This window comes from Pseudomonas sp. NCIMB 10586 (assembly GCF_023127895.1).
Lineage (GTDB): Bacteria > Pseudomonadota > Gammaproteobacteria > Pseudomonadales > Pseudomonadaceae > Aquipseudomonas > Aquipseudomonas synxantha_A.
This window is the reverse complement of the sequence record NZ_SPKQ01000024.1, coordinates 1-14,463: the sequence shown is the minus strand read 5'-3', so window position 1 is coordinate 14,463 and position 14,463 is coordinate 1. Positions and strand designations below refer to the sequence as shown.

General features: G+C 60.9%; 12 protein-coding genes. 9 read left to right on the top strand and 3 right to left on the bottom strand.

Annotated features, from left to right (window positions below):
- Window positions 1-53 precede the first annotated feature (53 nt).
- On the top strand, window positions 54-2,501 hold the full coding sequence (locus E4P01_RS11475) for an acyl-CoA dehydrogenase (RefSeq protein WP_005786682.1): 2,448 nt from the start codon (window positions 54-56) through the stop codon (window positions 2,499-2,501).
- A 75-nt stretch (window positions 2,502-2,576) separates the two neighbouring features.
- A complete protein-coding gene (locus E4P01_RS11470) occupies window positions 2,577-2,984 on the top strand; it encodes a PA2817 family protein (RefSeq protein ID WP_003190109.1) in 408 nt (135 codons plus the stop codon).
- A 60-nt stretch (window positions 2,985-3,044) separates the two neighbouring features.
- On the opposite strand, the gene E4P01_RS11465 is transcribed toward E4P01_RS11470, so the two are convergent.
- Window positions 3,045-4,019, bottom strand: coding sequence for a LysR family transcriptional regulator (locus E4P01_RS11465; protein WP_216090978.1), 975 nt, complete (start codon window positions 4,017-4,019; stop codon window positions 3,045-3,047).
- Between the two features lie 89 nt (window positions 4,020-4,108).
- Between E4P01_RS11465 and E4P01_RS11460 the strand changes: the two genes are divergently transcribed.
- A complete protein-coding gene (locus E4P01_RS11460) occupies window positions 4,109-4,789 on the top strand; it encodes an alanyl-tRNA editing protein (RefSeq protein ID WP_216090977.1) in 681 nt (226 codons plus the stop codon).
- 65 nt (window positions 4,790-4,854) lie between these two features.
- On the opposite strand, the gene E4P01_RS11455 is transcribed toward E4P01_RS11460, so the two are convergent.
- Together E4P01_RS11455 and E4P01_RS11450 are read right to left on the bottom strand one after the other, a co-directional pair.
- Window positions 4,855-6,429, bottom strand: a complete 1,575-nt coding sequence (locus E4P01_RS11455) for an alkaline phosphatase D family protein (protein WP_148852255.1) — start codon at window positions 6,427-6,429, stop codon at window positions 4,855-4,857.
- On the bottom strand, window positions 6,426-6,980 hold the full coding sequence (locus E4P01_RS11450; protein ID WP_148852256.1) for a GNAT family protein: 555 nt from the start codon (window positions 6,978-6,980) through the stop codon (window positions 6,426-6,428). The genes E4P01_RS11455 and E4P01_RS11450 overlap by 4 nt, the downstream gene beginning before the upstream one ends.
- Window positions 6,981-7,170: 190 nt before the next feature.
- Between E4P01_RS11450 and E4P01_RS11445 the strand changes: the two genes are divergently transcribed.
- The 6 genes from E4P01_RS11445 (at window position 7,171) to E4P01_RS11420 (ending at window position 14,397) form a co-directional block, all read left to right on the top strand.
- Window positions 7,171-7,578 carry a biopolymer transporter ExbD gene (locus E4P01_RS11445; protein WP_005786670.1) on the top strand — a complete coding sequence of 136 codons (408 nt, stop codon included), beginning with the start codon at window positions 7,171-7,173 and terminating at the stop codon, window positions 7,576-7,578.
- Between the two features lie 2 nt (window positions 7,579-7,580).
- Window positions 7,581-8,306 carry an energy transducer TonB gene (locus E4P01_RS11440; protein WP_148852257.1) on the top strand — a complete coding sequence of 242 codons (726 nt, stop codon included), beginning with the start codon at window positions 7,581-7,583 and terminating at the stop codon, window positions 8,304-8,306.
- A gap of 24 nt (window positions 8,307-8,330) precedes the next feature.
- A complete protein-coding gene (locus E4P01_RS11435) occupies window positions 8,331-10,616 on the top strand; it encodes a TonB-dependent receptor (protein ID WP_216090976.1) in 2,286 nt (761 codons plus the stop codon).
- A gap of 24 nt (window positions 10,617-10,640) precedes the next feature.
- Window positions 10,641-11,288 (top strand): MotA/TolQ/ExbB proton channel family protein, encoded by a 648-nt coding sequence (locus E4P01_RS11430; protein ID WP_005786664.1) that lies wholly within the window; start codon window positions 10,641-10,643, stop codon window positions 11,286-11,288.
- Between the two features lie 56 nt (window positions 11,289-11,344).
- On the top strand, window positions 11,345-12,562 hold the full coding sequence (locus tag E4P01_RS11425) for a phospholipase D-like domain-containing protein (protein WP_216090975.1): 1,218 nt from the start codon (window positions 11,345-11,347) through the stop codon (window positions 12,560-12,562).
- A 95-nt stretch (window positions 12,563-12,657) separates the two neighbouring features.
- The gene (locus tag E4P01_RS11420) at window positions 12,658-14,397 is read left to right on the top strand and encodes a dipeptidase (RefSeq protein ID WP_216090974.1); all 1,740 of its coding nucleotides are present in this window, start codon (window positions 12,658-12,660) and stop codon (window positions 14,395-14,397) included.
- The last annotated feature ends 66 nt before the right edge of the window (window positions 14,398-14,463 follow it).

The window sequence follows — 14,463 nt, the reverse complement described above, 5'->3', positions numbered from 1 at the left end:
ATGCGGACTAAGCTCCCTGGTGGTTTCGCCCCTGGTTTCACGGAGGATTGCATATGCTGTTGTTGTGGATACTGGTGCTGGTGGTCGGCATTGCCTACCTGGCACACCGCCGAACTGCCCCCCTGCCCGCCCTGGGCGTGGTCGCCGTCTACCTGCTGGCGATGGGCGCCTGGAGCCACGCGCCGGGCTGGCTGCTGCTGATCTTCTGGGTGCTCATCGCCGTGGTGGCCGCGCCGTTGCTGCTGCCTGACCTGCGCCGCCAATACTTCACCAAGCCGCTGTTCAGCTGGTTTCAGAAAGTACTGCCACCGATGTCCGAGACCGAACGCGATGCGATCGATGCCGGCACCGTCTGGTGGGACGGCGAACTGTTCAGCGGGCGCCCCGACTGGGATAAATTGCTGGCCTACCCCAAGGTTCAATTGACCGAAGAAGAACAGGCGTTCATCGACGGCCCCACCGAAGAACTCTGCGCCATGGTCAGCGACTGGGAGATCGGTCAAGCCATGGACCTGCCGCCAGCGGCCTGGGAGCACATCAAGACCCACGGATTCTTCGCCCTGATCATTCCCAAGGAGTATGGCGGCAAGGGCTTCTCTGCCTATGCGCACTCTCAGGTTGCGATGAAGCTTGCGACCCGCAGCGGTGACCTTGCGTCCACCGTGATGGTCCCCAATTCCCTGGGCCCGGCCGAGTTGCTGCTGCACTACGGCACCGAAGAACAACGCAACCACTACCTTCCGCGCCTGGCGCGTGGCGACGACATCCCGTGCTTCGCCCTCACCGGCCCGCTGGCCGGTTCCGATGCAGGCGCCATGCCCGACACCGGGGTGATCTGCAAAGGCGAATGGCAAGGCAAGGAAACCCTCGGCCTGCGTCTGAACTGGGAAAAACGCTACATCACCCTTGGCCCGGTCGCGACCTTGCTCGGCCTGGCGTTCAAGGCTCATGACCCAGACCACCTGCTGGGCGAAGAAGAAGACCTGGGCATCAGCCTCGCGCTGATTCCAACCGATACGCCCGGCGTAGAAATAGGCCGTCGTCACCTGCCCCTCGGCGCTGCCTTCATGAACGGCCCCAACTCCGGCAAGGACGTGTTCATTCCCCTGGAATACCTGATCGGTGGCCAGGAAATGCTCGGCAAAGGCTGGATGATGCTGATGAACTGCCTGTCGGTAGGCCGCTCGATCTCCCTGCCTGCCGTCGGCACCGGCGCCGCCAAGTTCACCAGCCTGGTGACCGGGCAATACGCGCAGGTGCGCGAGCAGTTCAATGTGCCACTGTCAGCCTTCGAAGGTATCCAGGAAGCCCTGGCGCGCATCGGCGGCAATGCCTGGCTGATGGACAGCGCGCGTATGCTCACCGCCAATGCCGTTGACCTGGGGGAGAAGCCCTCGGTGTTGTCGGCGATCCTCAAATATCACCTCACCGAGCGTGGCCGCGAGTGCATCAGCCACGCCATGGATGTGCACGGTGGCAAGGGCATCATCATGGGCCCTAACAACTACCTGGGCCGCAGCTGGCAAGGTGCGCCGATCTTCATCACCGTGGAAGGCGCGAATATTCTCTCGCGCAACCTGATGATCTTCGGCCAGGGTGCAATTCGCTGCCATCCTTTCGTGCTCAAGGAGATGGCCCTGGCCGGTCGCGAAGACCATGACCAGGCGTTGAAAGAGTTCGACGGCCTGCTGATGCAACACATCGGTTTTGCCGTGAGCAACGCCGCCAGCACCCTGGTGCTGAACCTGGGCTTCGGCCATTTCGAAAAAGCCCCCGGCAACCGTTTGAGCCAGGGCTACTTCCGCGCCCTGAACCGCCAGGCGGCTGCATTTGCCCTGCTGGCCGACCTGAGCATGATGCTGCTGGGTGGTGAGCTCAAGCGCCGCGAACGCCTGTCCGCCCGCCTGGGTGATGTACTGAGCCATATGTACCTGGCGTCCGCAGCGCTCAAGCGTTATCACGACCTGGATTCGCCAGACCATCTGGAGCCGCTGTTTGCCTGGGCCATGGAAGAGAGCCTGGGTGAATCGGAACGCGCACTGGATGAACTGCTGAGCAACTTCCCGAACAAGGTACTCGGCTGCCTGCTGCGGGTGATCGTATTCCCGTTCGGGCGTCGGCATACCGGGCCCTCCGATGCACTGGATGCCGAAGTGGCGGCGGTAATCGGTCGTGCCAAGGGCGACCCGACCCTGGAAGAACTGCTAGCCGGGTGCTATCGACCGCAAGCGGCGGAAGATCCAGTAGGCGCTCTGCAACATGCCTACGATTTGCTCGGCGCCAGCCATCCGTTGCAGAAAAAACTGCATACCGCGCTTAAAAGCGGGCAGGTCAAACCGACTGCCGGTGAGTCTGCCATCGATGCCGCCTTGCATGCCGGCGTGCTGCAACCAGGTGAAGCGCAAACCCTGCGCGATGCCGAAGCGGCACGGCGCAAGGTGATCGACGTGGATGATTTCAGCAAGGAAGAGCTGATGCAGGCAGAAGGTAAAGTCCGCTGATACCGGCGGTCATATAAAAACGGGCGCGAGAGGCATATACTCTCGCGCCCGTTTTTGCTTTAGAGGCCTTATCTCGTGTCCAACGTCGTTGCCGATCATCTCGTCTTGCTCGACCACTTGCGCAGCATCCTGGTTGCCGTCGGCGAAGCCGAACAGGTACCCGAGGAAAGCCACTCGCTGTTCCTGGAGCGTTTCGACGAACTGCGCGCCCTGTTGCCGATCGATCCGATCGAAAGCCAGTACCTGGGCCAGGACCTGATGAGCCAGGTCATCCTGCGCTACCCGCAAATCGCCCACTTGGTGCCACGCGACCTGCTGTGGTTCTTTGGCGGTGACTGCCTGCACTTCATGCCCGACGAAGAACTGGACCTGTACCAGGCCCTGGAAGAACGTCGCTATGAGGCCGAACAGAACGACGAACCGTTCGACTGGAACCAGGAAAAGCAACTGCTGGCCATGCCCCAGGACCAGAGCAAGCACTGACTTTTCAAGCACTGAGATTCAAATGTGGGAGGGGGCTTGCCCCCGATAGCAGTGGGTCAGTCAATGTAAAGGTGACTGACAGACCGCTATCGGGGGCAAGCCCCCTCCCACATTTAGCTTTGGCTCCTTGGCCATGCACTCCACCAGATAATCGATAAACACCCGCAACTTCGGCGGCAAGTACCGCGTTGGCGAATGCAGCAACCACGCCTCGCCATGGTAAGACGCAATAAAGTCCCACGCTGGCAACACTTGCACCAACTGGCCCGCCGCCAACGCATGCCGCGCCGTGAAATACGGCAAGCTGCCAATCCCCACATGCTGCAATACCGCATCCAACCGCACCCCAGTGTGGTTCGCTGCATAACGCCCGCGTACGCCAACCGTCACCGCCTTGCCGGCCTGGCGAAATTTCCAACGTGAATCGCCGGGCGTTTCCCCCAGGTAAATGCAACTGTGCTCGAGCAAATCATGAGGATGGCTTGGGGTGCCACGCTCGGCCAGGTACTGCGGCGTCGCACACAGCAGGTGTTCGATGGGCAATAGCTGGCGCCCGACCAGGCCGGGAGGTGGACTGTCAGTGATACGAATGCTCAAGTCGACATTGTCGTCGATCAGGTCCACATGCCGATCTTCAAGGATCAATTGCACATCCACCTTGGGGTAGCGCCGCAGAAATTCCGGCATATGCGGATGCACCACGAACCGCCCCACGGCCTTGGGCACGCTGACCCGTACCAGGCCCTCGGCTTCATCGGTGAACTGGCCGCTGATTTCCATCACCGAGCGGGCCGCGCTGACCATCTCCTGGCAACGCTTGAATACCTCTTCACCGCCCTCGCTCAGGCGCAATTTGCGCGTTGTGCGTTGCAGCAAGCGCGTGGCCAGGGCCTGCTCCAGGCGTGAAATGCTGCGGCTCACCGCCGAGGGGGAGACGCTCAGTTGCCGCGCCGCTTCGGAGAAGCTGCCGGTTTCCACGACCTTGACGAAAATCGCCATTTCACCCAACAACGGCAAAGGAAGATTGATGCTCATGACGCACAGGTCCATTGATAATTGAGCGGATTATCACTCATCTGCGCACTATTTATACTGCCCACAGAACCCTGATGCGGATGTAGACCATGACCGAGCGCCTGTTTTTTACCCATGACCACCTGACAGCCGAGCTGGAAGTGCTCAGTTGCACCCCGCACGAAGAGCAATTCGCCGTGATTGCGCAGTCGACGATTTTTCATCCCCAAGGCGGCGGCCAGCCGTTCGACACCGGCTGGCTCGGCGATAGCCAGGTACTGCGGGTCGTGCAGGAAGCCGAACAGGTGGTGCATTACGTCGACCGGCCTCTGGAACCTGGACCGGTCATTGCACGAGTCGACGCACAGCGTCGAGCCTTGCACAGCCGCCTGCATTCGGCGGGCCATTTGATCGGCAACGCCGGCGAACGTCTGGGCTGGATGCCGATCAAGGCCCACCACTGGCCGGGCGAAGGCAAGATCACCTTTATCCGTGGCCAAAGCGCGCAAGACATGGATGCGCAAACGCTCCAGCAATGGGTCAACCAATGGATCGCCGCTGACTATCCACGGCATATGACGCTGGATGAAGGCACCCGCGAAGTCGGCTTCGGTGAATTGCCGGCTTACGCCTGTGGCGGCACTCATGTGCAAGCGTTGAGCGAGCTGGGCCAGGTGACGATCCTGGCGCTATCGGAGAAAAAGGGCGCATTGTCGGTGCGCTATGAAATTGAAACTAATGTGGGAGGGGACTTGCTCCCGATAGCGGTGTGTCAGTCAGCTTACCTGTAACTGATCCACCGCTATCGGGAGCAAGCCCCCTCCCACAGTGGACCGATGCGCCACAGAGAAATAGGCTAGACGGCAATCGCCCCTGCCCTGCCCGGCTCGACCACGAACGACTTCAACGTCGACACCGTCGCCGCCGGGTCACGCGGGTCACTGATCGCCCGAAAATTCGTCAACATGCTGTCGGCCGCCAACTCCACCGACACATACCCGCGCTGGCGGCTGTCGAAGAACTTCACATGGGGGTTAAGCGGCATGATCTTCATGAACGCGTCATAGGGCGGGCCGTCAGAGGTCACCGACGAGCCAACGAACTCGGTGGCAACCACCGCCGAGTCCGGGTTGTCGGCGTTAGCATGCAGGTCAGTGGCCCAGAACGAATGAATGTCCCCGCCCCAGAACACCGGGTTCTTCACGCGATTGCGCACAATCGACGCCAGCATCCGTGAGCGGTTAGCCATGTAGCCATCCCACCCATCGGTCCAGCGCCCCGGCTTGTGGTTGGTGAGATCGCGCTGGATCAGCGGCGCCACCAGCAAATCCTGGGCGATCACATTCCATTGCGCCTTCGACTGGGCAAAACCCTGGTCCAGCCAGGCTTCTTGTTGCCAGCCGAGCAACGTGCGGGCGGGGTCACGCAAGTTGCTGCAAGGGGTGGTGACAACATGCCCCTGGTGGCTGCCATTGGCTGCGATGCACGGTTGCTCGGAACGATACTGACGCCCGTCGAGCACATGGAAACGTACAAGCCGGCCGTAGTCCAGACGTCGATAAATACGCATGTCCGCGCCCTTGGGCACGCTACTGGCGCGCAAGGGCATGTGTTCGTAAAACGCCTGGTAAGCCGCCGCCCGTTGCTGGAGAAACTGCGCCACCGCAACCTTGGGATCCTGGGACCAGCGGTTGGCATAGTCATTCTGCACTTCATGATCGTCCCAGGTCGCCACGCTGGGTGCGGCGGCGTGCAGGGCTTGCAGGTCCGGATCGGTCTTGTACAACGCGTAGCGGTTGCGATAGTCGCTCAGGCTTTGCGCATTGCCACTGCCGTGAGAACGAAAAACCTTGCCAGAATCCGCCGCGTAGGAGCTGTCGTAAATATAGTCGCCGAGGAAAAACACCAGGTCGGGCCGCTCCGCGGCAAGGTGTCGGTAGGCACTGAAGTAACCGCGCTCCCAGTGCGAGCACGACACAAACCCCAGCCGGGCCGATGCCATGGCCTGCAGCGGCGGCATCGTGCGGGACTGGCCCACCTGGCTCTGCGCACCGAGCCCTTCAAACTGGTACCAATACGGCCGATCCGCCGCCAGCCCCGCCACTTCGACATGCACTGCGTGAGCGAAACGCTGCGTCGCCAGCACCTCCCCCTGCCTCACAATACGCGTCATCGCCGCATCGCTGGCCACCCGCCAACGCACTGGCACTGAGCGACTCAGCCCGCCACGGCCATCCGCGGCGTTGAACAACGGCGCCAGGCGCGTCCATATCACAAAGCCATCCGGCAACGGGTCGCCGGAAGCCACGCCGAGGGTGAACGGATAATCCACCCCGGCACTGCGCGCAAACGGGCTGAGGATCGAAAACGCGGTAGCGACCGCCAGCCCGCCAAGTATCCGGCGCCGGTTGTGGTCTACCCCGCCGCTCACAGACAGCGCTCCCAGTCGTCACGCACGGCGGCAAACCCGAGCAAGTCCTCATACACGCCGTTCTTTAGAAACGCCTGGCGCATGCAGCCTTCATAGCGCAGGCCGATCTTTTCCATGACCCGCGCCGATTCCTTGTTGCGACCAAAGCACTGGCTGCCCACGCGCTGCAAACCCAGCTCGCCGAAGCCGAAGTCCATCACCGCGCTTGCCGCTTCTGCCGCGAACCCCTGGTTACGGCAGTGCGCCGCCACCCAGCCCCCCAAGTGCCCATAGTGATGACGAGCATTGATGCGCAGGCTGACCATGCCAATCAACTCGTGTGTGCCCAGCACATGCATCCCCAGGTTCAGCAGTTCACCAGTGCGGTATTTATCGGCAATCCCTGCAATAAAATCCTCGGCGGTTTCCAGAGTGTAGGGCGATGGAATATTCGCCGTGTTGTCGGCAATTTTCGGGCCGTTGGCGAGCGTGAAAAGCAACTGGGCCTGGTGCATTTCCAGTGCTCGCAACAGCAGCCGCGGGGTAGTCAATTGAGGCAATGCTGTGTCCATGGAAGCTGGCTCTCAAGATAAATTTCTCAAGCATGTACGCCCCGAGTGTCAGTTTCATTACGTGCCAAAACTGACCGGTAAGTTTTCTGAAAGACCCGTCCTAGAGCCTTTAAACCGTCAATTAAAGTTAACCATTCGGTCATTTTTGCTTGCTAGCGTGTTGCCCCTAATTCAATAACGGGGTAACGGAATGAGAACCTGGGACGAACCCAAGAAACGCAAGGCGCACATCGAACTGATCCCGATGATCGACGTGATGATGTTCCTGCTGGTGTTTTTCGTACTGGTGAGCCTGAACGTGATTCCCGCGCTCGGCATGAAGACCCAATTGCCCAGCGCCAGCAGCTCGCAGCAGCTCAAACCGCAAAACAAATTCATCCTCACCCTGGGCCTGGAAGGCCAGTTGCAACTGGACGGCAAGGACCTGACGGTGGATGCCCTGGTGCCGGCCTTGAAGGCGGCCGAGAAGCCCGACACCAAGTCGACGATCATCGTCAACAGCGACAAAGGCGTAGAGGTTTCGCGCCTGGTGGAAGTGATGGACACCCTGCGCCTGGGTGGCTTCACCTCCGTGTCCATTGCTACGCGTAAGTCTTGATCATGTACGTTCTGTTTCGTGCGCGTCAGCTGCTGGGCAGTGTCCCGGCCCTGATCGCCCTGGTGCTGATTGCACTGGGTATCCAGTCCCAGACCTTGAAGGTCGAGCCGGTGTATGACGAGTCGGCGGTCGAATTGGCCTTGGTCGAGCCGGAACCGGAAGTCATACCGGAACCGGTGGTGGAACAAGAACCGCCACCGCCGGTAATAGAAGAGGAAGAGGCCGCGCCGGCGCCACCGCCACCGCCCAAGCCGCTGCCTAAACCCGAACCCAAACCCAAGCCAAAACCTGTGCCCAAGCCGGCGCCCGTGGTCGCCAAGCCCGCGCCAACGCCGCCACCGGTGGCCGCCAAGCCAGCCCCGGCCGCCGTCGCCCAAACGGCACCGACGCCCGCCCCACCGGCGCCACCGAAGGTCGATGGCCAGGCCCTGGAAGGCGGTTACCTCAAAGGCTTGCGCAACGAGTTGGACACCTACAAGCAGTACCCCACCGGGCGCCAGGCGTCGCTCGAACGCCCCAGCGGCGAGGTGGTGGTGTGGTTGCTGGTGGACCGCCAGGGCCGTGTGCTCGATTCCGGCTTGCAGACTCAGGCCTCAAGCATGTTGCTCAACCGGGCCGCCACCAACAGCTTGCGTCGCATCAAGCAAGTCAAACCGTTCCCCGAACAAGCCTTCGGGGGCCGCAATGAGCAGCGCTTCACCGCCACCTTCAACTACAGCGTGCAATAAGCACCCGACATCAGGACGACAGTGATGAAGTTCACCCGCATTCATCTGGCACTCGTTGCCGCGACCAGCATGAGCCAGGGACTGGTCATGGCAGAGACCAGCGACAGTGATGTCGGCACCATTGGGGTACAAGGCAAGGCGAGCGCAGGGGGCGGTTACATGGTCCCGGAAGAAAGCATCAAGGGCCGCTCCACGGTGACCAAGGAAGCACTGGACAAGCAGGCAGCAACAGGCAATGCCATCGATAAGCTCAAGTACACCCCAGGCTTGAACATCTCCAGTGAAGACAACACCGGCCTCTCGGGTTTTCGCTTCACCATGCGCGGCATGAACTCCGACCAGGTGGGCATGTCGGTGGACGGCATGCCGATCAACGACTCCGGCAACTACGCGCTGTACTCCAACCTGCTGGGCGACCCGGAAAACATCGACCAGATCTTCGTCACCCAGGGTGCTTCGGAATCCGACGGCCCGCACATTGGTTCCAGCGGCGGCAACATCGGCATCGTGACCATTCGCCCGACCAAGGAAACCGGCGCGTTCGTCAAACAGGTGGTCGGCAGCAACGCCACGCGCAAGACCTTCGCCCGCCTCAATACCGGTGAAATCAACGGTCTTAGCAACTGGCTGTCGGTGTCCCATACCGAAGGGCAGATGTGGCGTGGCTCAGGCGCGGTGCGTGCGGACAAGGTGGAGTGGAACAGCTTCTTCGACGCCGGCAACGGCAACACCGCCAACCTGATCCTCAAGTACCACGAGCAGGACAACAACAGTTACAGCCAGTTGACCAAGGCGCAGTTCCAGCAGAACGGCCGCAAGTACGATCCCTACCCGGCCACGCCGAGCGTGGGCAGCAACGGCAAGTACAACAGCTACTACGCCCTGGCGCAGAACCCGTTCCAGACCTTCACCGCCGTGCTCAACACCCAGTTCAAACTGGCCGACAACCTGGCGCTGTCGGTGATCCCGTATTACTACTGGGGCAACGGCAGCGGCGTCGGCTCGTCCGCCTATGCGCTCAACCGTGGCTCCAACCAGGGTGGCGTGTTCGATCTGGGCAACCTGCCCACCGCCGCCCAGTACAACGCCGATGGCACACCGAACAGCGGCGTGTACTACCGCCCTTCACGCACGCAAACCTGGCGGCCGGGCATCACCACCAAACTGACCTGGGACCTGGGCGACCACAGCCTGCAATTCGGCTACTGGTACGAGCGCGCACGCCAGAGCCAGACCCAGCCGTTCATTCCCCTAAAGAGCAACGGCAAGCCAGTGGATACCTGGCCGGATTCCAACAGCGCCATCGTCGATGCCAACGGCAACCAGGTCCAGGGGCGCGACCGCTTCACCGTGACCCCGGCGCAAAAGGTCTGGGCCCAGGACACCTGGTACATCAACCCGGATTGGACCTTCATCGCCGGCCTGGCCTACATGAACGTCGAGCGTGAAGGCACCAACCATGGCAGCCTTAACGAACGCCCGGAAAAACGTAACCAGACCTACAACAAACTGCTGCCCAACGCCGGCCTGAAATACCAGCTGGACGAGCGTGACCAGTTGTTCTACAGCCTGTCGCGCAACATGCGGGTACCGCAGAACTACGTGCTCTACGACAAAGGCGCCGGCTCGATCGACGCCGAACCGGAAACCAGCTGGAACCATGAACTGGGCTGGCGCTACAGCGGCGACGACATGACCCTGGCCGCCACCCTGTTCTACATGGACTTCAAGAACCGCCAGGTTTCGTCCCGGGACATCAACGGCGACTTTGCCGACATCAACGCGGGCTCCGTGGTCAACAAAGGCCTGGAGCTGGAATGGAGTGGCCAGTTGCCCCACCACTTCAACTACTACACCTCCTACACCTACACCAAGGCCGAGCAGCAGGATGACCTGACCGTCTACAACGCCGGCAAGCCCATCGTGCTGCCCACCAGCGGCAAGCAGTTCGCCAACGTGCCCAAGAACATGCTGGCGGCCAACGTTGGTTACGACGACGGGCGCTTCTACGGCACCTTCGGCGGCAAGTACACCAGCAAGCTCTATGGCGACCTGACCAACGACGAAGCCATTTCCGGACGCACCGTGTTCAACCTTGGCGCCGGTATCTACCTGCCGGTGGACAAGAAAGTCGTCAAGGACGCGACCCTGCGCCTGAACGTCGACAACCTGTTCGACAAGAAGTACCTGGACGGCGTGTACACCACCAAGACCAACGCGGCCAGCTACAGCGGTTTTCGCGATGGCGACCCGGCCTACATCGTTGGCCTGGACCGCACCGTAACGGTTTCGCTGGAAGCGAATTTCTAAGACTGACCCAAGAGGAACACCAGCATGGATATGAACCTGCTCCACGACGTCACCTTCTATGTGATGTACGCAGCGATGGCCATTGCGATCTTCATCGCCATCGAACGCGGCATCTACTTTGCCTACGTGCGCCGCCAGGCTCGGGCGTTGATCGACGCCCTCGGCGCCCCCGTGCACAGCGAGCGTGACCTGCCGGAAAACCTGAGCCGTCGCGACAGCCTGCCGCTGAACATGATCCTGCCGGTGCTGGCGCAGAAAGCCTCCAACGGTTCACGCAAGGACCTGGACGACGAAATCGACACCCAATACCTCAAGACACGCGCCCCGCTGGCCCGCAGCCTGTGGATCATCGAGACCATTACCACCGCCGCCCCGCTGCTGGGCTTGCTGGGTACCATCCTCGGCATTATCGACACCTTCAAGGCGCTGGCCACGGCGGGTGTTTCCGACCCAGGGCAGATTTCCGGTGGTATCGGCACGGCCTTGTTCGCCACCGGCCTGGGTATTGCCATCGCGCTGTTCTGCGTGGTGTTCCACAACTTTTTCCAGGACAGCCTGGAACGCATCAACGACCAGTTGAAGATCCTGTTGATCCGCGCGGCCAGCGGAGCCCGCGTACAAGGCGAAGTGCCGCACCTTGTACCGACCTCCCTGCACAGCCGCACAGCGTGACCCGTCGGGCGGGCGCGTAATCCGCCCGCCCCTTTGTTTTGTCCGATGAGACGCCTATGTCCCTTTCGATGAAGTTGCGTATCGCCAGCCTCGCCGGCGTGTTGCTCAGTCCGCTGGCCCAGGCGGACTTTTCCATTCCGGGGTTTGAGCTGGTGCACACCGTGCCGGTGGATACCGCCCTGGTCACCGCCGATTTGCGCCAGACTGGCCCGGTATGGATCGAGCTGTTCGACAGTGCGAAGAGCCGCATTGATATCGGCCAGTTCTACGCCGTCGACCATCCCGGCTCGGTGATGAACACGGTCATCGAACGCCTTGAGGCTGCCGGCAAGCGCGGCGTGAAAATTCGTTTTTTGCTGGAAGAAAAAGGCCTCAGGCTGTCGGAAGCTGCCACCCTGGAACGCCTGCGTGCGATCCCCAACCTGACCTTGCGGGTGCTGCCCTACGGGCAACTGAGCGGCGGCATCATCCACGCCAAATACCTGCTGGTGGATGGCACGCAGGCGTTTATCGGCAGCCAGAATTTCGACTGGCGCTCCCTGGAACATATCCACGAAACCGGGCTGCGCATCAGTGACGCAGCCGTCGTGGGCCAAGTGCAGGCGATCTTCGATCAAGACTGGCAAGCCCAGGCTGCGCTCGCCGATAAGCAACCGGTGCCGCTGCCGGCCACCGGCCAGGCGCCCGCACGCACCGGCAACTACCTGGTGGCCAGCCCGCAACGCTACAACCCGCCAGGCGTAGGCGACTCACAGCTGGAACTGCCACGCCTGCTGGGCGAAGCCAAAAAAGAAGTGCGTGTGCAATTGCTCGATTACGCGCCACTGTCCTACGGGCCTGATCGAACCCGCCCGTACTACGCGGTGATCGACAACGCCGTGCGTGCCGCTGCTGCCCGTGGGGTGTCGATCAAACTGATGGTGTCCAACTGGAACACCGATAAGCTGGAACTGCCCTACCTCAAGAGCCTGGCGGTATTGCCCAACGTCGAAATCAAGATCGTCACCCTGCCCGAAGCCAAGCAAGGTTTTATCCCTTATGCCCGAGTGATCCACAGCAAGACCATGGAGATCGACGGGCAAGTGGCGTGGATCGGCACCAGCAACTGGTTGGGCGGTTACCTGGATAACTCGCGCAATCTGGAGGTGGTGATGCGCAGTGAAGCGATGGCCAGGCGTGTAGGGCAATTGCATGAGCAACTGTGGGACGGGCCCTACGCCAGAGCCTTGAGCGTGACGGATGAATACCCTGAGCCCCATCCTGGCCAGCATTGACCTTGGGCACCTGAGTAGTGGTAGTGTGTGGAAATGTTTCCGACTTGCCTGTCAGAAACACCCTACTCACTACCTGCAAAGGAATGCCTTAAACAATGCACTTTCCACTCAAGCAATTGGCCGTTGCCACCCTGTTCGCGGCTAGCCTTTCGGCACTCTCAACCCCCGCTTTCGCCAACATCAGCGCAGACCAAAGCGCGGCGATTGTGAAGAGCTTCGGCGAGACATCGGTCACCGACTTCCGCAGCTTCCTCGGCAACCTGGCCAAGGGCGAGCTGGGTAAATCGGCTGACGTCGGCCCGGCTATCAGCGCCTTTCTCGACAACAAAACCCTGAACGCCGAGCAACAGAACGAGATCAATCGCCTGCTCGGTATCTACACCCGTGTGAAGTACGGCAAGGCTGCCCTGGAAACCTTGCGCGAACTGGTGGAGATTCCGACCTTCAACGTAGACGGGCTGCCACAGTACAAAAACCCGGAATTCCTCAAGATCGCCGACAAGATCCAGGCCCTGGCCAAATCCTTCAACCTGAACTTCCGTAATGTCGATAACCGTGTGTACGAAATCTCCCTGGAAGGCAGCGGTGATGAAGTCGTCGGCGTACATGCCCATGCCGATGTGGTGCCGGTCACGCCGGAAAACTGGGTGCTGCAGGACGGCACCAAGCTCGACCCATTCAAGGTCACGCTGATCGGCGACCGCATGTATGGCCGTGGGACCGAAGATGACAAGAACGGCATCGTCGTGGCGATGTATGCCATGAAGGTGATCAAGGAAGAAAAACTGCCGCTGGCGCGCACGTTCAAGCTGCTGGTGGACACCACCGAAGAAACCGCCGGTGACGCGATTCCTTACTACTTCGAACGCAACCCCGTGCCGCAATACAACCTGGCGCTGGATGGCGGCTACCCGGTGGTGATCGCCGAGAAAGGCTCGGGCACCATCATGGCGACCTTCCCGGTACGCAAAGGTGAAGGCACAGGCGCAGAAATCATCGCAATGACCGGCGGCAAGGCCACCAACCAGATTCCATCGGTTTCGGTCGCTACGCTGGTCAGCGATAAGCCTGCTGAGTTAGCGGCCAGCCTGCAGCAGGCCGGTAATGATTATGCCAAGCGCAACGGCGGCAATTTCCAGGTCAGCGCCAAGGTCGATGGCAAGGACGTCAAACTCACTGTCACCGGCGTATCCGCCCACTCCTCCGAACCCGAAACCGGGGTCAACCCGGTGGCTCGTATGCTGGAACTGATCCACGGCGTCGACGGCAAGATTGCCCTCAAGCACAACCACATCACTGATGCGGCGCGTTATGCAGCGGACAACTGGGGCCTGGATTACCTGGGCGGCAAATTGGGCGTGGGCTTCGCCGATGACTTCATGGGGCCGTTGACCACCTCGCCGACCTTTGTCGGCCTGGATGACAAAGCCTTCAAGCTGGCGGTGAACCTGCGGGCGCCGAAGGGTAAAACCCCGGAGGCACTCAAGGCACAGATCGAACAGAAACTGAATGCCTGGAACCAGCAAGCCAAGGTCAACGTGAGCTTCGCCTATTCGCTGGATACACCGATGTACCGCAACCCTGAAGGTGAGTGGGTCAAAGCCTTGCTGGCGGTCGCCACGGAAAACCTGGGCATGCCGCACAAGTTCGGCACCTCGGCCGGTGCAACCTCGGTGCACGACTTGCCCAACGGGGTGCAATTTGGCCTGGCCCGTCCGGAAGAGAAGTACACCGGGCACACCGACAGTGAGTTCAAAACGGTTGAGCAGTTCCTGCTGGACCTGCAGATCGTCACTGAAATGATGGGCCGCGTCGGGCAGTTGCCGAAGCTCTGACCCATCCTCATCGACTGAACCACCGCTTTCGCAGCCTCGCTGAAGCTCGACAGCTCCCACAGGGGA